The sequence below is a fragment of the uncultured Flavobacterium sp. genome (assembly GCF_951805225.1).
Taxonomy (GTDB): domain Bacteria; phylum Bacteroidota; class Bacteroidia; order Flavobacteriales; family Flavobacteriaceae; genus Flavobacterium.
Map to the genome: position 1 here is coordinate 3,291,191 of NZ_OX638201.1, position 26,751 is coordinate 3,317,941.

A 26,751-nucleotide genomic window follows, 5' to 3' on the forward strand; every position below is an offset into this window, starting at 1 on the left:
GAAATATATTTCTTTTTGCCTCCTTCTTTTACATATAAAATCTATGTTTCTATGTGTTTAATATTTTTTTCATAAACCTAGCTAAGCGAATAAACGAGGTAATTATATCCAACAAATTATTTTATTAAATTATAAAAAACTCCAAATCGATGTCTCGAAATGGAGTTCTTTTTGATATTAAAGAACGTTTTTTAATTCACAACCAGATTCTTCGTTTTTACGATTCCGTTTGCATATGTTACCTGAACCACATAAAGTCCCGCCGTTAACGAAGCTCCAACTGTAGATTTAAGCGCAATTGCTGTACTTGAATTCAACAATGGAAAGGTTGTCATCAAAATACCTGAATTATTAAATACTTTACATGTTCCTGTAAAAGCCGGAGTAATTGCCGACGAAACTATGGTTAAATATCCATTGCTATACGGATTTGGCGAAGCTGTAAACTCATAGTTTGTTCCCGGAGCATTATTGGCACAACCTGTTAAATTTAAAGGAACTGAATTTCCATAAGCTGTCACCGTTACTGAATTTGACAAACAACCTCCGGAAGATGTTGTACTTGTCAAGTCATATAAAAAATAAGATTCTCCGTTTAACGGTAATTTTAATTCGAATACATTTTTAGACGTTTGTGTAATTACAATGCTTGCATCTGCAATTCTAGGCGCAATATTATAATTAGTATTAGGACTTGGGTTTGGACTTGGCGTAACATTTAGTGTTATAATATGATATTGAGTCGTACAATAATCACTTGTTTTTGTCACGCTATAATTAGGCGTACTTGGTGGTGTTGGTGTAATAAAATTTAAATTAGGTGTTTGTGCAACCAAAACTCCACTCAAATAAAACCTTGCGTATATGGCACTTGGAGCAGAAATTATATTTCCTGATTTTATAACTACTTTAGAAAGTGTCAACGGTGAAGGGTTTCCTGAAAAAGTTATTCCGACGTCATTTGACAGCCATTCTACCTGATCATAAGTACCTGAAGCGGGAGGATTTATAATAGTATATGTGGGATTACTTGAGATACAATAAGGATTATATCCAGTAATTGTCTGGGCTTGTACAGCCGAAATCATCAAAAGTAGAAAAACCGATAATAAAAAGAATTTTCTCTTTACTGAACCAAAATTCGAAATGTAATTGTTTTTCATAATTATGTTTTTTTTGTGTTAAAATAAATGATATATGTAAATTTAAACATCCATTTTATACACATTCAATACTATTTTATTAAAACACAATACTATATCGTCAATTTAAGAAAGAATTTTCTTTAAAAAAACTCCATTCCGAAATACCGAAATGGAGTTTTTAAATTACTAATTACAATTCACTATTCTGCTTTTAACATGAAACCAATATTATCTATATAAAAGGTATTTGGTAAACCATCTCCTTTTGCTGTTGCTGTTTGATTTTGGAATGTAATGTTTTGCACTCGATCTGAACTACTAAACATTGACCATGGAAGATAGAATGTTTTCCACTCTGTAGTTACACTCAATGTAGGCGAACCTGTGCCCCAATCTCCATTAAATACCAATCTCACTTTTCCTTCGGCTTTTGCTTTGATCGCAACTCTTATTCCTGAATAAGGCGTAAGTTTATCAAACCAACTCCAATTTCCTTGCAAATTCCCCCATGCGTCCATCTCTTTTTCAATATAAGTTGTTCCTTGTTCTGCTTTACCATCAGTTAAATATTTAAAATTATTCCATGCTGGGAAATCTAATCCATAGTAAGAAACATCATCAAATATTGCAGTTCCAACAGCATAAGTAGAAGTTGTTGCTCCTGAAATATTAGCAATCGAAAGATATCTCAAATCAGCATTTTCAGGCAGTTTAATAACAATTTTCTCTAATGTAGACGAAACTACGGTAACAGGAACCTCTGGTAATGTCTTTGTTTTTGCAAGTGTAACAACAGGATTCAAAAAGTATTTTCCTGTTATCGTTACTTCCTGTCCAGCCGTTGCATTAATTGGATAAAATTGCGAAAAGCTAGGAACCGGAGGCGCAACCACAAAATCATAAACTACTGTTCCTTTTTGTGTAACAACCTTTAACTTACTTGAAACATTTGCATAAGGCGTATTTTCATCCAGTAATATAATGATATCAGTATCTGTTACAAAAGTTGGTCTGAAATAAGTATCAAAGTCATTAAAATAAACTTTTGTAGTAGTAAGTAATCCTTTACCATGAATAACATAGTAATTTTTTGGATCTCCAACTCTTGTAGGAGTTAATGGTTTCAAACTCCCATCTATATTATAACCTGATGGCGCTACATATTCAATAGATGGCGCACTACTACCAGAAGCCGAAGCAGTATCATCATTTGAGCATGCACTAAAAAATATTAGTGACAACATCCATGTCATACATGCCGCTAACGAAGCAATTTTTATATTTTTCATGTTTTTTATTTTTAAAAATTATTTAAAAGTATACGGTACTACTTCTTTCAATTTTGGATTTTTAATCAAATCATCAGATGGATAAGGCAATAAAAGGTTTGTCGCAGAAATTGAAATATGTTTTTCAACTTCTCTATTTCCTCTGTTTTGAGCTTCAAGAATAGCTTTAGCCTGACTAAAAGGCAAACGTCCCAAATCAAAATAATAATCACCTTCGCAAGCTAGTTCTGCACGTCTTTCTTTAAAGATATCATCAAAAGAAATAGATACTTTTTCAGGAACACCAGCTCTTCTGCGAACTGCATTAAATGATCTTAAAGCATTTGGATCTGAAGTACTTCCTGATTGTGATCCTAAAATTGCTTCGGCATGAATTAACAACAATTCTGCATAACGCATCATATAACTATTCATACTGCTTTCGCCGTTAAACGGAGGATTAAATGGTCCTGTAATAGGTAAATTTTCTTTTCCGATTACATATTTTTTCAAACCTGCACCAGATTTCTGAGCTTCATATTGTAGCGCAAATGTATATCCTAAAATCAATGGAGAATCTACATCAAGGTTTTGTGCATAAGTTAGATTTGGATAAAAATCTCCAGGCAACATAAAAGTTTCTTTTCTTCTTTTATCACCATCTTCATAAACATTTTTAATCAAATCTTGTGATGGCGCGATCTGACCTGAATAAGTAGTTTCTACCAATCTGTTTTCAGGAGCAAATAATGTATTCGAAAAGTTTCCGTCAAAATAACCTCCCGCTCCAGTCCATTGCCATGCAAAAATAGACTCTTCGTTGTTATTATTTTTTTGCAACCATAAATCAGCAAAAGATTTCGTTGGCAATTCATCTCCACCCAATAATTTAAATTCTCCGCTATTGATAACTTCCTGCGCTAATGCTCTCGCCAATTCATATTTTTTCTCATATAAATATACTTTAGCCAAAAGTGCTTTTGCAGAACCGCTTGATACGTGTGCATTTGCAGCATAATTAGAACCTCTGTTTTTAGTTCTTAAATTGGCAATTGCAAATTTCAAATCGTTTTCAATGAATTTATATACATCTTCAGTTGGATTACTTGGAATCACATAATTCAAAGAATAATCGGCATTGTTTTCAATAATTGGCACATTTCCCCATAATCTTACCAAGAAGAAATAAGAGAAAGCTCTAATAAAATGAGATTCTCCCATTGCATTGTTCAATGCTTCTTTAGTTACATTTGGACCAACATTTTTAGGTAAACTATTAATGTAAGCATTAGAATTTGCAATGGCACCATAACAAGATCTCCAAGCATCAGAAATAAAAGACTGAGAATTTGTAAAACTCAAATCTGTAAATTTCCCAAAGTCATTATAGATATCCGCGTACATATTTCCGGAAATTACATCTGTAATACCGTAAAAAGCAGATTTATTCATATTAAACCAAACCAGACTATACAATCCGTTTGTAGCATTGTCAAGTTTTGTATCTGAGTCGTAATAGTTACCAATAGTAGGCGTACCTTCTGCAGGAACATCGATGAAATCCTGAGAACAAGAAGATGACATTAGTAATACAAGTGTCATGGCAATTGCACCGCTTCTTTTTATTATATTTTTCATATTAATTCGTATTAAAATTCAACATTAAAACCAAAAGTAATTTGTCTAGGCACCGGATAACGACCATTATCAACTCCTGATAATAACGCATCCTGGTTGTAAGAACCTACCTCAGGGTCATAACCTGTGTATTTTGTAAAAGTGAATAAGTTTTGTCCCGAAGCATAAATTCTCAATCTTGATAATTTTAGTTGCGAAATCAAATCAGACGGTAAAGAATATCCAAGAGTTACGTTTTGAATTCTTAAGTAAGATCCGTCTTCTATAAAACGTGTTGATACAGAATTATTGATATTATCATAAGTTGACGGTCTTGGTAAAGAACCATTAATATTTGATGCTGAATAAAAATCTCCCGCTTCTGTCAAATAATTAGTTCCCAAATTACTGTTTAATGTTCCTGACATACGAGTTAAATTCATCAACTTATTTCCTGCCGTTCCCTGAACGAAAATAGACAAATCAACATTTTTGTATTTGAAGCTGTTTGTGAATCCATAAGTAAATTTTGGGTTTGGATTTCCAATCGCTTTCAAATCGTTTTGATCAATAACACCATCGTTATTTTGATCTTTATAAATTACATCTCCTTTTTGGAAATTTGGCTTTAGCGAATTCGTTCCATCTTTCAAGACAACTTTATTTCCTGTAGTATCGGTATAACCATATTTAGTCAAATCATCGTCAGTTCTGTAAATACCTACAGCTTCGTATCCAATAAATTCACCAATTGGCAAACCTTCCTGAGTTCTGGATACCGTTACAGTATTATAAGCAAGAGTTCCCATTGTTTTCACAATATTTAATCCAGCCATATTTGTAACCTCATTTACATATTTAGTAATGTTTAAACTACTATTCCAAGAAAAATTATCTGAGAATTTCTCTGTATAACCAACTGTAAACTCGATACCTTTATTATGCATACTTCCAAGGTTAAAATAAGGAGGATTTACACCACCTTCATAATCACCACCTCCGGAAAGATAATTTGGCAAAGGAACCTGATATAAGAAATTTTTAGAAACTTTTTTGTACACATCTATCGAAGCCGTAAGTTTAGACTTAAACATTGTAAAATCAAGACCTAAGTTAGTCTGATCCTGAGTTTCCCATTTCAACTTTTGATTCGGTGTATTTGATGGCAAATAAGAAGTTCCCATAGAACTGTTAATCAAATGCAGGTTTGAATCATATAAATTATTCCCAATCTGATTGTTTCCTGTTTGTCCCCAACCTGCTCTTAATTTAATATTGTCAACGTATTTTTTAGTTCCTTCCATGAAAGCCTCGTTAGAAAGTTTCCAAGAACCACTTGCAGAACTAAAAACTCCCCATTTGTTTCCAGTGAAAAATTTTGAAGATCCATCAGTTCTTACTGCAGCAGAAACACTATATCTATCACCAAAATCATAAACTACCCTTCCTAAATAAGAAGCAAGAGTTTGAGTTCCGGAATAAACACCGCTAGTTACCGCTTTTGGCAAATCAGATGCTGCAAGAGATTTATCGTTATTATCCTTATATCCTTCTGCAGTTATTGTATAACCTTCCCAATGTGCTCTGTTTGATTCTTGTACGGCAAGGATTGTGAAATTATGTTTACCAATCGTATTTCTATAAGTAAGCATGTTTTTTAAGTTCCATGAATTACCAGAAGATGGATTGTAATACAAATTCGCATAACTTTTTACTGCATTTCCTAAAGAATACATAGGATCAAAACGTTGTCCTAAATTGTCATACATATATCCACCAGCTTCAAAACGATATTCTAAACCTTTGAATAAATCAATTGAAGTATAGAAATTTCCAGAATAGTTTTTTCTAACCAAAGTATTAGAACCTAATAAAGAAGTCGCAACCGGATTCACAAATGAAGTATTTCCTCCAGAAGGCGGTCCTGAAAAAGCACCCGATAATTCTCTTACCGCAACATCAGGAGTGGCTAATAAAGAAGTAGCAACAACTCCGTTAAACTGACCATTTAATGTCAATTTTTCGTCTGTAAGAGCGCCACTAATATTAACACCAACTTTTATGAATTTGTTAACTCTTGCATCAATATTTGCTCTAACATTATATCTTTTAAATCCAGATTCGATTACAATACCATCCTGATCTAAAACTCCTCCAGAAAGGTAATAGTTGATTCCTTCTTTACCACCTGAAAACGACAACTGATTTGATTTCATAATTCCCGTTTGATAAATCGCATCTTGCCAATCCGTTCCTTTTCCTAAAAGTTCAGGATGAGCAAATTCAGGACGTTTTGATGTAGGATCATAAACATCAGCCAAAGCATTTTGATGAACTGCATATTGTTGCAAATTCATAGAATGTAGCTTTTTAGGCAAATTGCTTATCGAATAAGAATTTTCGAAAGTTAATTTTCCAGTTCCTTTTTTACCAGATTTTGTAGTTACAATTACAACTCCATTTGCTCCACGAGAACCGTAAATAGCAGTTGCAGAAGCATCTTTCAAAATATCGATAGACTCAATATCACTAGGATTAATAAGTGCCAAAGGGCTTTGTGTAATATTACCATTATTCGAAAAATTACTATTCCCCTGTGCATTTCTTCCAGATGTAGACGAGTTACGAGCATCACCGGAAATTGGCACACCATCAATTACATACAAAGGTTCATTTGTACCTGTCAAAGACGAAACACCTCTAATTCTAACAGAAACGTTACTTCCAGGCTCACCAGAATTGCTATTTACCACAACTCCCGCAGCTTTACCCTGCATCATTTGGTCAAACGAAGCAACCTTTAAATTCTCGATATCTTTTGCACCAATACTAGAAATAGCACTGTTTACATCTTTTCTTTTTTGAGTTCCGTATCCAATTACAACAACATCTTTTAAATCCTCAACATTAGATTTTAAAACGACATTAATAATCTTTTTTCCGTCAACAGCTATTTTTTGAGGATTAAAACCTATAAATGTAAAAACCAAAGTCGCATTTGCAGGAACATCAATTGTATATTTTCCGTCGAAATCAGTAGAAGCAGTTGTTTTTTGTCCAACAACTGTAATATTTGCGCCAGGAATAGATAATCCTTTTTCATCGGCAACAGTTCCTGATACTTTAACCTGCGCAGTAATAGAATTGCAGGCGAGCAACAAAAATAAAATCAAAGGAACAACGCTGTGGTTAGCATTCCAATGAATAAAGTTAGTTAGTAGTTTTTTCATAATAAATGTTTGGTTAGTTTAAATTTGTTTTATTCATAATTCAAGTGATAAAAAAGGATTTAATTATTCTCTCAAATTATTTAACAAATCTATAACACAAGAAAACATCAAATCGATAGTATTATATCATTTAATGATAATATTTTTACTATAGCGCTTTAAAAAAACATATATAAAAATAAAAGCAGTAAAAAATTACATTATTCGCAATCACTACACCCTAAACTACTTAGAATTATAAATAAAAATTAACGAATCCTTAAAAAAGCAAACGATTTCGTTAAAAATAATATTTGTTTGTGTAAAAAAAGTATCACTACAAAATACGTTTTAATCCAGAAAAATCTTCTCTATATTGGCTCGGAGTACAGTTTTTTATAGCCTTAAAGCTACGATTGAAGTTTGCAATATTATTAAAGCCAGATTTAAAAGCCACTTCAGAAACACTCATATCTTTCTCAACAAGCCATCTCGCAGCATATCCAATTCGGATATCATTAATATAATTGACAAAAGTTTTCCCAGTACGTTTTTTAATAAATCGGTTAAAAGAAATAATAGACATACTTGCAACATTTGCCACATCTTCTAAAGTGATTTTTTCAGCAAAATGTTTCTGCACATATTCATAAACCAACTTCATTTTATCATAATCATCAAACGTGTCATAATCTACCGTATAAGTCGAAAGTAAACGTTGATTTCTGGAATTTGCCAAATCATATAATAAAGAAGTGATTTCCAAAAAATAATCCATCCCGTCTAGTTTAGAAAGCCTTACAAGTCTTGGCGTTAATTCTTCGGCTACTTTTTTCGAAAATAAAATACCGTGAATCGATCGATTAAACATATCCCGAATTGGATTCATAATACGTCTCGACAATAAAGATTCATGAAATAAATCGTTATGAAACTGAATTGTTATTTCATGGATTTTTTTACTCGTACATTTATTTAATTCCCAACCGTGGTATAAATTTGGACCAATCAAAACCAATTCGACATTATCGATTTCTTCAATATTATCTCCAACAACACGCTTTACTCCTTTTCCATTTAAAATAAAATTGATCTCGAATTCCGGATGATAATGCACAGGAAAATCAAAACTATCTTTTACTCTGTCAAACACTAAAAAACTATCTCCACTTGATAACGGAGCGATTTCTCTATAAAAATTTTTAGAACTACTCATCTTTAAAACGATTTAGAAAGTGATATTTGATTTTTTTTATTTGCAATAATATGATATATAATTGATAAAATAATATTAATTATGCGATAAACATCCGATTATCTTTGAAAAATAGAATTGTCAATTTTACAAAAACAACATTGATAATAAACATTAATCATTTTTAATATAATATGTTTTTATAGTTTTGATAATTTTAACGGGAAAATGGTATTGAATTTTCGATTAGAAAATAAGTCATTTTAAAAACGTTTATCAATTCATAAAACCGCATTCATTACATTGAAAACAAGTCCATTCATAATGAGAAAAAACATAATAACACTAATCACAGCAGTATTTATAGGGACTTCTTGTTCTGCAAAGCCTATTAGTAGTAATACTAATTTGTCACTTTCAGATAAAAAAGCAACACCTGAGACTGTTTCATTATATAAAAAACTAGTCCAATTGAGCCAAAAAGGATATCTATTTGGACATCAGGATGATCTTGCTTACGGTGTAAATTGGAAATACGAAGATGGCCGAAGCGACGTAAAAGATGTCGTTGGAGATTATCCAGCCGTATATGGTTGGGATTTGGCAGGCTTAGAAAAAGACAGTCCGAATAATATCGACGGAATTCCATTTACAAAAATGAAACAATACATCGAAGAAAGCCACGAACGAGGCGGAATCACAACGATAAGCTGGCATTTTGATAATCCGGCAACTGGAAAAAGTGCTTGGGATAATGTTCCAAATTCACTTAAAACAGTTTTACCCAGAGGAGAAAATCATCAAAAATTCACCGTTTGGCTAGACAAAGCGGCCAATTATCTTTTATCCTTAAAAGATAAAAAAGGAAAAAATATTCCAGTTCTTTTTAGACCATATCACGAACTTACCGGAGGTTGGTTTTGGTGGGGAAAAGGAAATTGTACTCCAGAAGAATTCAAAACCTTATGGAAATTCACCTTTGATTATTTACAGAAAAAAGGAGTTCACAACTTAATTTACATTTATAACACAAGCAGTTTCAAGACACAAGAAGATTTTCTATCGAATTATCCTGGCTATCAATATGCCGATGTTTTAAGTTTTGATTCTTATCAGAATAATGATGATAAAGAAGGTACAAAGTTTATTGAAGAAGTTCAAAGCCAACTTAAAATTATAAATGAACTTGGCGCAAAACAACATAAATTAATAGCGATAGCCGAAGCAGGTTATGAAGCAATTCCAGATCCAAAATGGTGGACAGGAACTCTTGACAAAGCTATTGGCGACTATAAAATCTCTTACGTTTTATTGTGGAGAAACCACGGCTGGCAGGAAAAAGAAAAAAAGATGCATTATTATGCCCCATATTCCGGCCAGATAAGCGAGAAAGATTTTATCGATTTCTATAAACTGAATAAAACCTTATTTGAAAAAGACATTAAAAAAATTAAAAATTGAGAATTAAAAATTAAAAATCCGCTTAAATCCGCGTCATCTGCGTGCAAAAAATTCAAGGCATATAGACATCTATTTTAAGCAAAAATAAAATCTGTTTTTATCCGCGTTTTTACGAAGTAAATCCGTTTTATCCTCGTCAAAACACACACAGAAACATTAAAATAATTAACCAAACAAAACCACAAAAGCCTAATGCACGACAAAATTAGTTTAAAAGAAAAAATAGGTTACGGCCTTGGAGACGCCGCATCATCTATGTTCTGGAAAATTTTCAGCATGTACCTCCTATTTTTCTACACCGATGTTTTCGGTTTGGCGCCAGCAGTCGTTGGAACCATGTTTTTGATCACCAGAATCTGGGATTCTTGTTTTGACCCAATTGTTGGAATCATCGCTGACCGAACAAAAAGCAAATGGGGAAAATTCAGACCGTATTTATTATGGGTTGCCGTGCCTTTTGCTGTTATTGGAGTTTTGACTTTTTACACACCCGATTTTGACGAAAAAGGAAAAATAATATATGCCTACGTAACCTATTCGGCGATGATGATGATTTATTCCTTAATCAATGTACCGTATGCATCACTTTTAGGCGTTATGTCTTCTGACCGAAAAGAAAGAACCACATTATCCTCCTATAGAATGGTTTTTGCTTTTGGCGGAAGCCTTCTCGCACTTTGGTTAATTGAACCATTAGTAAATTACTTCGGCGGAAGCCTGAATTCTAAAACAGGTTGGTTGGCAACAATCACCGTTTTTGGAGTAATTACAACAGCTTTTTTCTGGGGTTGTTTTTTCTTCACCAAAGAAAGAGTAAAACCAATTTCCGACGAAAAAAACAACTTAAAAGAAGATTTAAAAGATTTATTAAAAAATAAACCGTGGTGGATTTTATTAGGTGCCGGAATTGGCGCTTTAGTTTTCAATTCAATCCGCGATGGTGCAGCCGTTTACTACTTTAAATATTATGTAAGCAGCAGCGTAAACTTTGATTTTTCCCTTTTTGGAACAAGTTTCCATATGACACCAACTTCTATTTATTTGGTTCTGGGACAAGCAGCAAATATTATTGGAGTTATTGCCGCCACGCCAATCGCAAATAGAATTGGAAAAAAGAAAACCTTTTTTGGTGCCATGGCTTTAGCAGCAATATTGAGTTTGATTTTCTATTTCTTCGGAAAAGAAGATATTTTGTTAATCCTGATTTTCCAGGTTTTAATCAGTATTTGTGCCGGTTGCATTTTCCCATTAATTTGGTCAATGTATGCAGATAGCGCCGATTATTCAGAGTGGAAACAAGGACGAAGAGCAACAGGATTAGTATTCTCTGCTTCGTCAATGTCACAAAAATTCGGATGGACAATTGGTGGCGCCGGAACCGGATGGCTTTTAGGCTATTATGGTTTTCAGGCAAATGTTGAACAAACCGCCGTAACTCAAAACGGAATTCAATTAATGTTAAGTATTCTTCCTGCAATTGCAGCAATTATATCAGTCGTTTTTATCTTATTCTATCCATTATCTGAAGAAAAACTTCAAATAATCGAACAAGATTTGGACGAAAAACGAGACCAGAACAATTAAAATTATTACCCATACCGAAATCAAATAATATGACAACAATAACCTCTTCAGCTATATTTCAAGATAGAAAAGTAGCATTAGAAAAAGAACATAGAACATTGGTTGAGCAAAAGAATGCTCCACAAGATCAAGCCGGAAACGGTATTTACGAACGCTACAAAAATCCAGTTGTTACAGCAGCACACGTACCATTGAACTGGCGTTTTGATTTGAACGAAACAACCAATCCTTTTTTGCAGGAAAGAATTGGGATGAACGCAGCTTTTAACGCTGGCGCAATGAAATGGAATGGGAAATATCTCCTTGCCGTTCGTGTAGAAGGAATCGACAGAAAATCTTTTTTCGCTATAGCGGAAAGTCCAAATGGCGTAGATAATTTTAAGTTTTGGGAGAAACCATGCGTGATTCCACAAACGTCAGAACCGGACACAAACGTTTATGACATGCGTTTAATCAACCATGAAGACGGTTGGGTTTACGGTATTTTTTGTACCGAAAGAAAAGATCCAAAAGCTCCAAAAGGCGATACAAGTTCGGCTGTAGCCAATGCCGGAATCGTTCGCTCAAAAGATTTGATTAACTGGGAAAGATTGCCGGATTTGATTTCGAATACAGGACAACAACGAAATGTAGTTTTACATCCGGAATTCGTAGACGGAAAATATGCTTTATACACGCGTCCGCAAGATGGATTTATTGATGTTGGAGCCGGTGGCGGAATTGGTTTAGGATATGTAGATGACATGACAAATCCGGTTGTAAAAGACGAAAAAATTATCTTCGGAAAACAATATCATACTATTTATGAATTGAAAAATGGTCTTGGTCCCGCTCCAATTAAAACCGAAAAAGGTTGGTTGCATCTTGCACACGGCGTTAGAAATACAGCTGCAGGATTGCGCTACACACTTTATATGTTCATGACAGATTTGAATGACATTTCGAAAGTTACGCACGTTCCTGCTGGACATTTTATGGGACCAGAAGGAATCGAAAGAGTTGGCGATGTCTCAAATGTTTTATTCTCAAACGGTTGGATTGAAGATACTGACGGAACCGTTTATGTATATTATGCTTCATCTGATACAAGAATGCACGTTGCAGTTTCGTCTGTAGAAAAACTGGTTGATTATGTTACTAATGCGCCTTCAGATACTTTTATTTCTGCAGGATCTGTAAAAACAATCATTAGCCAAATCGAAAAAAACAACACAATATAATATCGTGTCAGCAAAATTAAAACAGCTTAAAGCCGGATTATCAGCCGAACTTGATTCAATTTTGAATTATTGGTCAAAACATACTTTAGATAACGAAAATGGAGGTTTTATTGGTCAAATTGATTTCAACGATCACATTATTGCCAATACCGAAAAAGGTTCTGTTTTGAATGCCCGAATTTTATGGACTTTTTCATCAAGTTATAAAGTCACAAAAAACGAAAGTCACAAAACAATCGCCAAACGTGCTTTTGATTTTCTTTCGAATAATTTTTATGATCCAGAATTTGGAGGTTTATTTTGGAGTATCAATGCTGATAAAACACCAAAAGACACCAAAAATCAAATCTATGCTTTAGCTTTTGCGATTTATGGATTATCTGAATATTATGCTATTTCTAAAGATGATAAAGCTTTAGAAATAGCTATAAATTTATATTTAAAAATCCAGAAACACAGTTACGATCCTGTAAACAAAGGTTATTTTGAAGCTTTAACCCGAGATTGGCAACCAATCGAAGATTTACGTTTGAGCGATAAAGATGCCAACGAAAAAAAGACAATGAACACGCATTTGCATATTGTAGAAGCGTATGCAAATTTGTTTAAAGTCTGGAAAGATAAAAAACTGCAAAGTGATATAGTTGATTTATTAGAAACCATAGAAAAACATTTCATCAATACCGAAACAGGACATTTACGATTGTTTTTTGATGAAAACTGGATCGAAAAACCGGACGTAATCTCTTATGGTCATGATATCGAAGCGGCTTGGCTTTTATTGCAATGTGCTGAAATTTCTGAAGATGAAAATTTAATTGTCAATTATAAAAAACACGCGATTCAAATGGCCGATGTTACGCAAGAAGGTTTGGATTCTGATGGCGGATTATGGTATGAATTTGATCCTGAAAAGAACGAATTGATTGCCGAAAAACATTGGTGGGTTCAGGCCGAAGCTTTAATTGGTTTTTATAATGCGTATCAATTAACGGGCGATCAAAAGTATCTGGACATTGTTTACAAAAACTGGGATTTTATACAAAAACACATTTTAGACAAACAAAACGGAGAATGGTTTTGGGGAATTAACCGTGATAATTCTCGACTAGAGAAAGATAAAGCCGGTTTCTGGAAATGTCCTTATCATAATGGCCGCGCGTGTTTAGAGCTTATTCATAGAATAGAAAACTAAATACTTTCGCGTTTTCAAAAGTAAATTTATTGTATTAAAAATAATGATTATGAAACAATTCCTTTTTTTTAGTTTACTATTTCTAACTACAATAACAAACGCTCAAACCAACCTCATAAAAAATGGTGGATTCGAAAGTGAGCTCATAAATTGGCGTGGGGAAGAAATTGCGTCAATTTCTCCATATGATAAAAAATTTGGACAAAAAAGTGCCTTAATCAATCAATTCGTTGGAGCCGAATGGAAAGCTCTCGATCAAATTGTTTCGCTTCCTAAAAATACCTATGCTGTAGAATTTAGTGTTTGGATAAAAACAGAAAGTATTGAAGATCAAAAAGAAGCGTATAAAGCCGGCGCTATGATTGCCGAATTTACAGACGCATCTGAAAAGAAAATTAGCTCAGAAAATATCGCGCAAGTTAAAGGAACTACAGCCTGGACAAATTATAAAAAAACAATTAAAGTTCCTGCCGATGCAAAAAAGATCAGAATCATGCTGGCATTAGCACAAACAAATGGTTCCATTTATTTTGATGATGTAAAAGCAATTACGCTTTCTGAAGAAGAATATCTAAGACAAAATCCAATTGCTGTAAGTTCTGAAAGTCAAAAAAGTGATTCAGGTTTAAAAATATTTTCAAACGGAAATTTTGAAAACAACCTTTCTTCATGGAATGGATCCGGGTTAATTTCAACTACAGATAAAAAAGAAGGAAATGCAGCCTCTGAAATAACATCAAAAACAGCCGAATGGAAAGCTATTGATCAAATCGCTGATATTAACCCTAACGACAAAACAATTGAAATTTCAGGCTGGCTAAAAGCAAAAGACATTCAACAAGGCAAAGACAGTTGGAATAACGGTATGCTAATTATTGAATTCAAAAAAGATAATAATCAAAAAGCATCCGAAGATCAAGTAATTGCAACTGTAACAGGAACTACAGACTGGATATCATTTCAAAAATCATTTACAATTCCTCAAGGAGCTTTACAATACCGAATCATGATTGCATTAAGTAACTGTACCGGAACATTATTAACTGATAACATTGAGGTAAAACTCTCTAAATAAAATTTAAAATGAAAACTACATTTCTCAAAATATCATTTATAAGTCTGTTGGTTTTAACCATAACAAGTTGTTCGAGTGATAACGGATCGCAAGATGAAGTTGTCATTAATCCGCCTGCAGAAACTGATCCGTTGACGACACAAAATGTCACGACATATATGGTCGATGCAAGTGCTACCAAAGAAACTGTAGCTTTATTTTATAACTTAAAAAAACTGGCAAAAACTAAATTTGCAATCGGACAACAAGATGCTTTTAATAGTTTTTATCAGGATAATGGCGGAGACTCGGATATTAAGAAAAATACAGGTTCTGATCCTGCGCTTTTAGGCTCTGATTTTATATTTATCACAGACAAAAACAATAATAATCAAGCTGATAACTGGTTTTATCAACAGGAATTAAATACGATTAGTAATGTAAAAAGTGCTTACGCGAAAGGTGTAATCAATACTTTTTCCTGGCATTTGAGAGAACCTAATAATGAAAATTCTTTTTATGCCGCAGATATGACAGCGGACCAAAAAGCAACAGCTTTTAAAAGTATTTTACCTGGAGGAACAAACCACGAATGGTACAAGAAAAAACTAGACAAAGTAGCAAGTGTATTTTTGAGTTTAAAAGGCGCAAATAGCGAATTGATTCCGATAATCTTCAGACCGTTTCATGAGTTTGACGGAAGTTGGTTTTGGTGGGGCGCTAATTTTTGTTCTGCCGATGATTATAAAAAAGCCTATCAGTTTACGGTTGATTATTTAAAAAACACCAAAGGCGTTCATAACGTTTTGTATGCTTTCTCGCCGGACAACTCTTATACAACTGCAGATAATTATTTAAGTCGATATCCTGGTGATAAATATGTCGACGTTCTTGGAATGGATAATTACGGTGATTTTGACAATCAAGGTCAAACTGGTGCAACTAAAGCAAATACAAAACTAATAATGATTGGAAGTCTGGCTGCTAGTAAAGTAAAAATTGCAGCGTTAACAGAAACGGGATATCAGGTTACTGCAACAAAAGCTCCAATTACAGATTGGTTTTCGAATTATTTATATGGCGCAATAAGCAATACTCAAGGATATGATTCGACAATATCGATTAGTTATGTAATGTTCTGGAACAACAGCAAAGACGGATATTATGTTCCAAATGGTTCGGTTTCGAATGCTGCAGATTTTAAAACATTTGCGACAAAACCAAAATCGGCATTATTGAATACTTTGCCTAAGATGTATGAATTGCCGAAGTAAAATATAATTTATTTACATAGTGAGTCATTGCGAGGAACGAAGCAACCACGCTAACAATAAGCAAACTTACTAAACGAAATGAGATTGCTTCGTTCCTCGCAAAGACGATTAAAACACCTAAAGCCCTAGCCCTGATAGAAGTGGAAATCCTTTTTATTTTTCCTTTAAAAATAAAAAGATTGAAATGGATAGCAGGAAACAGCTCCAAAAAAAACAACTAATGAAAAATATATTTCTAAAAACTCTCGGATTAGCTTTAATTTTTTCTACGATCGCTTGTCAGGCGCAGGAAAGAATTACGGTGAAGGGAACGCAATTTTACAAAGGCAATAAACCGTATGCTTATATTGGTACGAATTATTGGTACGGAAGTTTATTGGCTTCGAAAAAAGTGGGCGACCGAAAAAGATTGCTTCGCGAACTGGATTTGATGCAGAAATACGGAATTGACAACTTAAGGATTTTAGTTGGCGGCGATGGCGGAAAATATGATTTTACGGTTCGTCCGGCTTTACAATATGAGCAGGGAAAATATGATGAAGATTTGCTAGACGGTTTGGATTTTTTGATTAACGAAATGAGCAAACGAAAAATGTATGCGGTTTTGTATTTGACCAACAATTGGGAATGGTCCGGCGGAATGTCACAATATTTAGAATGGAATGGCAAAGGTCCGATTCCGGTTCCGAATATTGCTCCAAATACTTGGCCGCAATTTATGGCTTATACGGAGCAATTTCATAGTTGTGAACCTTGTATGAAAGGTTTAGAAGATCATGTGAAATTTATAATTGGAAGAACTAACGCTTATTCGCATAAAAAATACACGGAAGATAACACGATTATGGCGTGGCAAGTTGGGAATGAACCAAGGCTTTTTACAGTAGAAAATGAAGCAAAATTCACAACTTGGCTGAATAATATTGTAGATTTAATTGACAGTTTAGACAAAAATCATCTGATTTCTACAGGTTCTGAAGGAAAAAATAGTTCGAATGATAGTATGGAAATTTTCGAACGAACGCATAAAAATCCGCATATTGACTATTTGACAATGCACATTTGGCCGAAAAACTGGAATTGGTTTAAGGCTGATGATGCCGAAAAAACTTTACCAACCACACTCGAAAATGCCGGAAAATATATTGACGATCATATTGCTGTTGCCAATAATTTGAAGCGACCAATTATTATCGAAGAATTTGGTTTGGGAAGAGAAAACGAAAGTTTACTTGCAACCTCATCTGTGGCAAACAGAGATATTTTCTACAATTTTATCTTTAACCGAGTTGTCGAAAGTCACAAAAATAATGGTCCGTTGCAAGCGGCAAATTTCTGGGGATTTGGTGGCGAAGGAAAAGCAGTAAACGCAACCGGAAAATGGAATCCTGGTGATCCTTTAACAACCGATCCTCCACAAGAACCTCAAGGATTAAATTCTGTTTTTTCGTCGGATAAATCGACGTTAGATATTGTGAAGAAATACAATCAAAAATTGAAATAATTTAAATTGTAACGAATCTTTTATATTTCAAACCCGACAGGTTTTAAAAACCTGCCGGGTTTAATATTTTAAGATAATATTTTTTCGATCGCATTCAATTCATCAGATGAAAATTCCAAACTTTGCAAACAATCAATATTATTATTTAACTGTCTAACAGAACTTGCTCCAATCAAAACTGATGTAATTCGCTTGTCTTTTTGCAACCAAGCCAAAGCCATTTGCGCCAAAGATTGATTACGGTTTTGAGCAATTTCATTCAGTTGAACTAATTTCTGAATGCGTTCTTCTGTAACCTCGTTTTCTTTTAAATGTCCGTTTGGATTATGTGCTCTTGAATTTTCCGGAATTGCGTTTAAATATTTATCCGTTAAAAGTCCTTGTGCCAAAGGCGAAAATGCAATACAACCAACTCCTTTTTCTTCGAGAACATCCAGCAAACCATTTTCTACCCAACGTTCCAACATCGAATATTTGGCTTGATGAATCAAACATGGCGTTCCCAATTGTTTCAAGACATCAACCGCAACACGAGTTTGCTCTGCCGAATAATTACTTATTCCAACATACAACGCTTTTCCGGATCTTACGGCATAATCAAGCGCCATCATCGTTTCTTCAATTGGGGTTTCGGGATCTGGACGATGCGAATAAAAAATATCCACATAATCGACTTTCATCCTTTTCAAACTCTGATCTAAACTTGACAATAAATATTTGCGGGACCCCCAATCTCCATAAGGTCCATTCCACATTGTATAACCCGCTTTTGTCGAAATAATAATTTCATCACGTAAATTTCCCTGAAAATTATGCCACAGAATTTTACCAAAATTAGTCTCTGCCGAACCTGGAACTGGTCCGTAATTATTCGCAAGATCAAAATGGGTAATTCCTTTATCAAAAGCTTCTACAGCAATAGATTCTGCATTGTCAAAATTATCAACTGATCCGAAATTATGCCACAATCCTAAAGAAATTTCAGGTAATAATAACCCGCTTTTTCCACATCTGTTATATTTCATTATTTTACTTTAATGGTTTGATAGTTTTATAGATTTTAAAGGTAGAAAAATATCAAAAGTTATTAATTCAAAAGTTGTGTTTTTTTTAATCGCGCAAAGGCGCAAGGACTATGAAAAAAAAGAAATCGCCACGAATTCACGAATGAATTGTTTAAAAATTCGTGAATTCGTGGCGAAAAAACTTTGCGTCTCAGCGCCTTTGCGAGATTTAAAACTTTTTATTCTTTTATCTCAAAACCACTTTCTAAACCATTCTCAGAATTTCCTCCAACCATGATTTTAAAAGTTCCTGGTTCTACTAAATAATTTCCATCATTATCATAGAAACCAAGTTCCTTATCTGTCAAAGTAAAAGTTACTGTTTTAGTTTCGCCTTTTTTCAAGTTAACTAACTCAAACCCTTTAAGCTCTTTTATTGGTCGAATAATACTCGCATATTCGTCATGAATATACAACTGAACGACTTCTTTTCCGTCATAATTACCTGAATTAGTAACCGTAACGTTCACTTGTACATTTTCTCCTTTTGCAAAAGCAGTTTTATTTAATTTCAAATCTTTATAATCAAATTTGGTATAACTTAAACCAAAACCAAACGGAAACTGAGGTGTTTTTGCAACATCAGTATAATGTGACCAAAACACATTTTTGTCAACATCTGTAGGCCTTCCTGTGCTGTATTTATTGTAATAAATTGGAACCTGACCTACATTTCTAGGGAACGACATAGGCAATTTTCCACTCGGATTATAATCTCCGTATAAAACCTGCGCAACAGCATTTCCGGTTTGAGTTCCCAATTGCCAAGCTTCAACAATAGCAGGAACATGTTCTGCAGCCCAAGGAATACTCAACGGACGACCATTATTTAAAACCAAAACAATATTTGGATTTACTTTATAAATTTCTTCTAACAATTCTTGTTGAACTCCAGGCAAATTAAGATCCGTTCTACTTCTGCCCTCGCCGCTTTGAAAACCATGTTCACCTAAAACCATCACAACAACATCGGCATTTTTGGCAGCTGTTTTTGCAGCCTCAAATCCGCTTTTATCAGTTGTATTAAAAATCACCTCATCCAAGAAACTTGTTTTTCCAACAATCAAATCAGCGCCTTTTTCAAACGTCAACTGATTGTCTTTATATTGCTGCATTCCTTCCAAAACCGAAACTGCAGTATTATTATCCGATGCAATTCTCCAACTTCCCAACGGACTATTTTTATCGTTTGCCAAAGCTCCAATCAAAGCAATTTTTTGACCTGATTTTTTTAGCGGAAGCAAATTCTTATCATTTTTCAACAATACGATTGACTTCTTCGCCATATCCAGAACACCATCATTATTGGCTTTACTTCCAACAACCGATTTTTCACGTTTCTCATCGCAATATCTGTAAGGATCGTCAAACAATCCCAATTCAAATTTGACACGCAAAATCCTGCGAACAGCATCATCAACCAAAGCTTCTTTAACCTTTCCTTCCTTAACTAAAGCTGCTAATTTTGCCACATACAAATACGATTCCATGTCCATGTCAGAACCTGCGATTACCGCTTTTGCCGTAGCATCGTCTTCGTCTTTTGCATAACCGTGCGCAATCATTTCGCGAATCGAAGCATAATCCGAAATCACAAAACCATCAAACTTCCATTTTCCCTTTAGAATATCTCTTTGCAAAAATGCATTTCCCGTTGCCGGAACGCCATTCAGCGTATTAAACGAATTCATAAACGTTCGAACTCCAGCGTCAACCGTCGCCTTAAAAGGTGGCAAAACCGAGTTATACAACTTAGAATTACTAATATCCACAATATTATATTCTAATCCAGCTTCAACATAACCGTATGCAGCAAAATGTTTCGCACAAGCTGCAATCGTATTCACTTTAGCCAAATCAGCGATTGTTTCACCCTGAAAACCCTTCACTCTTGCAATCGCAATTTTACTTCCCAAATACGGATCTTCTCCCGCGCCTTCCATCACGCGACCCCAACGTGCATCATTTGCAACATCTACATTTGGTCCAAAAGTCCAGTTAATTCCAGATGCCGAAGCTTCATCAGCCGCAATCGCTGCCGACTTTTTTATCGCTTCCAAATCCCAACTCGCCGCTTCTGCCAACGGAATTGGACTCAACGTTTTATAACCGTGAATAACGTCAAAACCAATAATCAACGGAATTCCTAATCGGGTTTCTTCAACCGCAATTTTCTGAACCGCACGAACTTCTTTTACCCCGCGAACCGTTAACATTGATCCAACCCAACCTTTTCGCAAATGTTCGTATTTCAACTCCGCCGTTCCGCCTTTTGGAGCTGGTCCGGTAACATCCCAAAATCCATTATATTGATTCATTTGCCCCACTTTTTCCTCCAAAGTCATCAATGGCAAAAGAAGATCAATACGTTCTTCGACAGTTTTATTTTTATCCAAATAAGGCTTTTTCTGTGCATTCATATTTCCAACAGTAAACAGGGCAAAAATCCCAATTGTTATTATTTTTTGATTTTTCATATATAGTATAATGGTCAGATAGTTTTTTTAAGGTTCTTAGATTCTGAGGTACTAAGTTGCTAAGGTTCGTTTTTTGGGCGTGTCCCGCCGAAAAAGGCGGGTCGGGCTATCCGTTTCAAGTCCTCGCACTTCCTTCGTCAGGCTGTGGGCTTTCCTCTTCTATCCCTCACGCAATTTACGGTAAAAAAGAGCTTGTTTATTTTTTAGACAATCTTGTCATTTCGACGGAGGAGAAATCACACACGTAACTCGACAAAGATTGGCGACTTTGATTACGGAGTTTCTAGTGTGATTTCTCCTCCGTCGAAATGACAAAAATGAACTCAATTTCTAATCTTTGTCGAGTTTCTTGCGGAGATTCCTCGTTCCTCGGAATGACAAAATAGTTAAGAAACTGCTGAGATAATTAATAAAAAAATCAGCATCAATCCGTTAAACCAATAAAATCCGTGGGCAATTATTTTATTCAGAAACAAAACAAGAAGCCGGTAAATTTGCTTTATTAAACAAATCTGACTGAATTGTATTTCCCCATGCAAATCTCACTTTCGCAGGATTTGGAACTTTTTTACTCGTCAAAATCACCTGATTATTTTTTATCGAAGCTTCTGCCGGATAGAAAGTTCCATCGGCTCCAGCCACTTCAAATTGATTCGAAATTTTGTTTTTAAAGTACAATCCTTCCGCATAATCAAACGAAACGATTACTTTGTTTTTATCAACTTTTAAATCTCTAAAAAGTGGTCCATTTACCAAATTATTATTAGTCTTATAAACTTCGGCTAAAGCCAAATTTGCCAAACGAATTCCAACCGACTTTTTATTCTTTGGATGAATATCTATAGTGTCCGAAATATCACTTGTCAGAACCATTCCTGTCTTTGGAACTTCTTTCAGAATTTTTCTTTGAGAATCTCTTACCGTGACATTAGAGAAGTTATTACTTCCGGTTTTATACGGCGCAATCTGAACGAAATAAAAAGGAAATTCGTCTTGCCAAACTTTTCTCCACGACGTAATCAAAGCCGATAATGTTTTATCATAAACCAGCGAACCAACATTCGATTCGCCTTGATACCAAAGCGTTCCTGCAATCTTGAAACCTGCAAACGGATAAATCATCGCATTGTAAGCGCGTCCCGGTTGGCGTGGGCCATATTCTTGTTCGTTTAGTTTTTTGGCATTTTCTAATAAAACTGGATCATTCTGAACAACTTCTTCCGGCATCCAGATTTCAGCAGGAGTTCCGCCCCAGTTTGAAGAAATTAATCCAATTGGTACATTTTTTAAATCTTCGCGCAAGCGTTTGGCAAAGAAATAACCAATTGCGCTAAAGTATTTCATGGTTTCCGGAGTAGATTCTGTCCAGTTTCCTAAAAGATTATTTTGCGGAGTTGTTGCGGTTAATTTCGGAACTAAGAAAAAGCGAATATTAGGATTCGTGGCGTTTTTCATTTCTTCTTCACCATTATCAATTCCCCAACTTGCAGACATTTCCATATTCGATTGTCCGGAACAAACCCAAACTTCTCCAATCAGAATATTTTTAAGAACGACTTCATTATATCCTTTTATAGAAATCGTGTAAGGTCCTCCGGCTTCGGGAGTTTTTATATGAAGTTCCCATTGCGCCTGATTGTTCGCCACAACTTTATATTCCTGATTATTCCAACTTGAAACCAATTTGATTTCTTCCTTAGGATTTCCCCAACCCCAAATCTTCACTTCGGAGTTGCGTTGTAAAACCATATTGTCGCCAAAAATATTCGGAAGCGTAACGTTTGCCATCATAGTACTGGAAATCATCAGAATGAAAACAAACTTAAATATATTATTTTTCATTTAGTAACTTTTTTAAAAATGGAGCATATTCATCTGCCAGAACTTTATGATCTGCAACGTCAGGATGTCCCAAACAACCTTTTGGCGTCATTGGTTTAAATTTGAAAATCAGAATTTCTTTATGCGATTTATCATTCGCAAAAGCGGCTTTTACTTTGTTCAGACAATCTTCAAAAACAACTGCTCTGTCTCCGCCAACCATTGGACTATTTGTTATCACAATCTGCGCATTCGGATTGTGTTTATATAGCATTTTGATAAAATTGATGTAATTCGAAATATACTTTTCGGCATTAAAAGGCAAACGTTCTTTTTTTCCATCTCCGCCCGAAAAATCGTTGGTTCCTAAAGCAATACTGATAATATTTGGCTGAAAAGCAAAATCATATTTGGGTTTCGAAGGATCTTTCGTTAAATATAAATTTTCATAAACATCCGGCATAATCGCTTCATCTTTGTTTTCGTCATTCCAATTGCGATACATTCCAATTCCGGAAACAGAACTTACCAAATAATCAACGTCAATTTCTCTTGAAATTCTTGGACCATAAGCGTAATATCCGTTATGATGATCCATGTATTCGCCTTTATCACAATCAACTGAATCGCTCGCTGCTGCACAAGTGATAGAATCTCCAATAAATTCGATTTTCTTTTTCTTTTTTGCAGAAATTGTAGTCAGTTTTGCTGTGGTTCCGGCAAATAAAATATTCCCGCTTTGTGCTTCGGTATTTTTATAAACTTCTAAAAGATGTACTTTTTTCTTTGAGCTAACTTTTATCGGAAAAGATTGTACAGCACCTTTTTCGATTCTTATTTTACCAATATATTTTCCGTCCAAAACCAAAGAAACATAATTATGATGTTCATAAGAATCTACACTTTGAAGTGAAATCGAACATTCATTTCCTATAAAATTAAACGAAACCGAAGAAGCTGTTCCAATTAAGACAACATTATTATCTTGAAGTTTTTCAACCCGACCGGCGTATAGAAATTTATTATTTTTGGTTTGTGAAATAGAAGTTGCCGAAATCAGCAAAAACAAACTTAAAAGGGCTATTTTTTTGAGAAACATAATTTATTTGTTAAAATATAAATGCGTTTCACAAATATATTTGAAATGTAGTACATGGAAAGATACTAAAACATCAAAAAGCAATAAAAAAACACCAAAATTATAAGACTATTTTATCCTTTTTAACGTTAGTTAATAAACTACATTGCAAACGATATCTTTTATCGCTCAAAATCAACGATAATCTTTATCAATTAAATTTCACATTATCTCTTAAAAATGAAATCAACCTTATATATTGCATTTGCAGCAATTCTTATATTCTCGTCTTTTACTGTAAAGACAAAAACTACTATTGAAGCTAGTTCTATTAAAATAACACAAAATAAAATAGACAGAGATTCTATTATTCTTTATGCAAAACAGTATTTGGGAACGCCTTATTTGTACGCGGGAAATGACCCGAAAAAAGGATTCGATTGTTCTGGTTTTGTAAATTATGTGTTTAAAAATTACAACATTACTTTACCAAGAAGTTCGAGTGGTTTTAAAAATTTAGGCACAAAATTATTTCCCGAAGATTTTAAAGTGGGAGATATTTTAGTTTTTTATGGTTATAAGGACAAAACAATTGTTGGTCATCTCGGGATTATCTGTGAAGCAAATGGAATGCATTCAAAATTTATTCACGCTTCTTCCGGAAAAGCTGGCAGCGTAACTATTAGCGATTTAGATTCTGATCATTATAGCAAACGTTATTATAAATGCATCAATGTATTGCCTTGATTTTTTTGCTACGAATTGCATTGATTTTTTGCACGCAGATTTAAAAGGATTTTAGCAGATGTGCGCAGATTTTTTTATTGTAATATCTTAAAAAAATCGTTTTAAATCTACTTTAATCTGCTAGATCTGCGGGCAAATTAATATCGTTTACTCGCAAACATTTTACTCTTCTGTTAATAGTTTTATCAAACTTTCGTCTCTTTGATAAACGTCTTTATAAAAATTCAGATTTCCTTTTCGGTCTACCCAAGCCGTAAAATATCCTATGTAAACAGGAACTTTCTTTTTTAAAGTGTACCAACTTTCTTTTCCGGCATGCATTGCTTTGTCAATTCTAGCGGGAGTCCATGAAGCATCTTGTTTTAAAAGTTCAATTGCTAAATCTCTTGGTTTTCCTACGCGTACACATCCGTGGCTAAAAGCTCTGTTTTCTCTTTCGAATAAACTTTTTGCCGGTGTATCGTGTAAGTAAATATTATTTGAATTTGGAAACAGAAATTTCACTAAACCAAGTGAATTATTTTTTCCAGGCAACTGACGAACGGCGCCATTATTCCACTCCAGATTTTTCTGTGCCAAATAATTCTTGTTTTTCGCCATTCCGGGTTTTATCTCTTTATTGATAATACTTGTTGGAACATTCCAATACGGACTAAAAACAATGTTGTTCATCATTCCGCTAAAAATAACCGTTTGAGTCATTGCTTTTCCAACTACAACTGGCGATACAAAAGCAATTTGATGATCACGAATTAAATACAATCTAAACTCAGGAATATTAACTTCTATATATTCCTGACCTTTTTCGAGCGCTGGATCAATCCATCTGCAACGTTCCATATTTGCAATAATCGTTTTGATTCTGTCTGAAACCGGAATATTCATTTCAGTAATATGTTCCGGTAAAATTGTGTTTTTTGGAGTTAATCCGTGATGCGTTTCAAAGTTTTTGACCGCTGATATCAAAGTCGAATCGCAAATATTACTTTTGGTATTTTCTTTAAGATCGCCACCAATATAAAGTCTTTCTCTAATTTGTCCGATTGCAGGAACAGAATCTCCAATTTTTAAACTTTTGAAATCATCACCAACTTCAATTGTTTTCCAGCCTCCTTTTTTTTCAATTTCTCTATATTCATGAAGCGCGTCACGAAGTTTGTAATATTGACTGAACATTTTGCTCTTTTTATCATCACTTATAGTCGCCTTTTTATAAATAGAATCTGAAAAGACTTGGTAATTTACTTTTTTTCGAGGTAAAAGCCATTCTAATGATTTAGTCGTTTTCTCGTCAACGCCAGATACTTTTTGAACATAGTAGAAATACAAATTTGTAATCATCAAATCTGTGTCTGATTTCGATAATTTATTATCTGCGATATGATCAAAAATAGGATTGATATTTTCGTTATACGGAAAATTAGCTTTCAATCCTTCTCGATCTAATCCTTTATATTTATTGAATAAAGTACTTGCAAACTCAACAATTCCTTTATTGTCAAGCCACAATTGAGTAGATTTATTTTTCTTGTATAAAGCAAAAACATCGTTTTGAAATTTATCCAATTTAGGATACGCTTGATAAAAAGCAGCAATTTTAGAACTATCGATTGAGATTTTTAGTTCTGGTATTACTTTTTCTACGGTCTTTTTTAATTCTTCTTCCTTTTTTTCTGCTTTAGAATTACAAGAAACAGCACCAAAAAGAAGCACAACAGCAGCAAGCGAATACAAAATTTTCATAATAATATTTTTAATAAAAATAGAAAAGTTTTATCGAAAACAAATCATCTCCAGAAAAAATAATACTGGCTTTACAATATTTGAAATTATCAAAA

Annotated in this window: 18 protein-coding genes; 8 read left to right on the forward strand and 10 right to left on the reverse strand. The window is 34.1% G+C overall.

The window, feature by feature from the left end:
• Window positions 1–191: 191 nt before the first annotated feature.
• The 5 genes from WN975_RS13255 to WN975_RS13275 all read right to left on the reverse strand — a co-directional run bounded on the left by WN975_RS13255 (window position 192) and on the right by WN975_RS13275 (window position 8,455).
• Window positions 192–1,163 carry a T9SS type A sorting domain-containing protein gene (locus tag WN975_RS13255; RefSeq protein WP_337966956.1) on the reverse strand — a complete coding sequence of 324 codons (972 nt, stop codon included), beginning with the start codon at window positions 1,161–1,163 and terminating at the stop codon, window positions 192–194.
• A gap of 182 nt (window positions 1,164–1,345) precedes the next feature.
• Entirely contained in the window at window positions 1,346–2,434 is a 1,089-nt protein-coding gene (locus WN975_RS13260) for a hypothetical protein (RefSeq protein ID WP_337966957.1), read from the reverse strand.
• 18 nt (window positions 2,435–2,452) lie between these two features.
• Entirely contained in the window at window positions 2,453–4,051 is a 1,599-nt protein-coding gene (locus WN975_RS13265) for a RagB/SusD family nutrient uptake outer membrane protein (protein WP_337966958.1), read from the reverse strand.
• Window positions 4,052–4,062: 11 nt separating this feature from the next.
• The gene (locus WN975_RS13270) at window positions 4,063–7,260 is read right to left on the reverse strand and encodes a TonB-dependent receptor (RefSeq protein WP_337966959.1); all 3,198 of its coding nucleotides are present in this window, start codon (window positions 7,258–7,260) and stop codon (window positions 4,063–4,065) included.
• 316 nt (window positions 7,261–7,576) lie between these two features.
• Entirely contained in the window at window positions 7,577–8,455 is an 879-nt protein-coding gene (locus WN975_RS13275) for an AraC family transcriptional regulator (RefSeq protein ID WP_337966960.1), read from the reverse strand.
• A 303-nt stretch (window positions 8,456–8,758) separates the two neighbouring features.
• Between WN975_RS13275 and WN975_RS13280 the strand changes: the two genes are divergently transcribed.
• The 7 genes from WN975_RS13280 (at window position 8,759) to WN975_RS13310 (ending at window position 17,726) form a co-directional block, all read left to right on the forward strand.
• Window positions 8,759–9,895 carry a glycosyl hydrolase gene (locus tag WN975_RS13280; RefSeq protein ID WP_337966961.1) on the forward strand — a complete coding sequence of 379 codons (1,137 nt, stop codon included), beginning with the start codon at window positions 8,759–8,761 and terminating at the stop codon, window positions 9,893–9,895.
• Window positions 9,896–10,087: 192 nt separating this feature from the next.
• Window positions 10,088–11,479, forward strand: a complete 1,392-nt coding sequence (locus tag WN975_RS13285) for an MFS transporter (protein ID WP_337966962.1) — start codon at window positions 10,088–10,090, stop codon at window positions 11,477–11,479.
• A gap of 29 nt (window positions 11,480–11,508) precedes the next feature.
• Window positions 11,509–12,699 carry a glycosidase gene (locus WN975_RS13290; protein ID WP_337966963.1) on the forward strand — a complete coding sequence of 397 codons (1,191 nt, stop codon included), beginning with the start codon at window positions 11,509–11,511 and terminating at the stop codon, window positions 12,697–12,699.
• A 4-nt stretch (window positions 12,700–12,703) separates the two neighbouring features.
• Window positions 12,704–13,894 (forward strand): AGE family epimerase/isomerase, encoded by a 1,191-nt coding sequence (locus WN975_RS13295; RefSeq protein ID WP_337966964.1) that lies wholly within the window; start codon window positions 12,704–12,706, stop codon window positions 13,892–13,894.
• Between the two features lie 49 nt (window positions 13,895–13,943).
• Window positions 13,944–14,969: a carbohydrate binding domain-containing protein gene (locus tag WN975_RS13300; protein ID WP_337966965.1), complete on the forward strand. Its 1,026-nt coding sequence runs from the start codon at window positions 13,944–13,946 to the stop codon at window positions 14,967–14,969.
• An 8-nt stretch (window positions 14,970–14,977) separates the two neighbouring features.
• Window positions 14,978–16,222 (forward strand): glycosyl hydrolase, encoded by a 1,245-nt coding sequence (locus WN975_RS13305; RefSeq protein ID WP_337966966.1) that lies wholly within the window; start codon window positions 14,978–14,980, stop codon window positions 16,220–16,222.
• A gap of 220 nt (window positions 16,223–16,442) precedes the next feature.
• A complete protein-coding gene (locus tag WN975_RS13310; RefSeq protein WP_337966967.1) occupies window positions 16,443–17,726 on the forward strand; it encodes a cellulase family glycosylhydrolase in 1,284 nt (427 codons plus the stop codon).
• A gap of 68 nt (window positions 17,727–17,794) precedes the next feature.
• Here WN975_RS13310 and mgrA read toward each other — a convergent pair whose 3' ends face one another.
• From mgrA to WN975_RS13330, 4 genes are all read right to left on the reverse strand, one after another.
• Entirely contained in the window at window positions 17,795–18,751 is a 957-nt protein-coding gene (gene mgrA, locus WN975_RS13315) for an L-glyceraldehyde 3-phosphate reductase (protein WP_337966968.1), read from the reverse strand.
• A gap of 218 nt (window positions 18,752–18,969) precedes the next feature.
• A complete protein-coding gene (bglX, locus tag WN975_RS13320; RefSeq protein WP_337966969.1) occupies window positions 18,970–21,267 on the reverse strand; it encodes a beta-glucosidase BglX in 2,298 nt (765 codons plus the stop codon).
• Window positions 21,268–21,729: 462 nt separating this feature from the next.
• Window positions 21,730–23,109, reverse strand: a complete 1,380-nt coding sequence (locus WN975_RS13325) for a sialate O-acetylesterase (protein WP_337966970.1) — start codon at window positions 23,107–23,109, stop codon at window positions 21,730–21,732.
• Window positions 23,099–24,187 (reverse strand): GDSL-type esterase/lipase family protein, encoded by a 1,089-nt coding sequence (locus tag WN975_RS13330; protein WP_337966971.1) that lies wholly within the window; start codon window positions 24,185–24,187, stop codon window positions 23,099–23,101. Before WN975_RS13330 ends, WN975_RS13325 begins: the two co-directional genes overlap by 11 nt.
• Window positions 24,188–24,406: 219 nt before the next feature.
• On the opposite strand from WN975_RS13330, the gene WN975_RS13335 reads away from it, so the two are divergent.
• Window positions 24,407–24,913 carry a C40 family peptidase gene (locus WN975_RS13335; protein ID WP_337966972.1) on the forward strand — a complete coding sequence of 169 codons (507 nt, stop codon included), beginning with the start codon at window positions 24,407–24,409 and terminating at the stop codon, window positions 24,911–24,913.
• Window positions 24,914–25,075: 162 nt separating this feature from the next.
• On the opposite strand, the gene WN975_RS13340 is transcribed toward WN975_RS13335, so the two are convergent.
• Entirely contained in the window at window positions 25,076–26,656 is a 1,581-nt protein-coding gene (locus WN975_RS13340) for a L,D-transpeptidase family protein (protein ID WP_337966973.1), read from the reverse strand.
• Window positions 26,657–26,751: the final 95 nt, after the last annotated feature.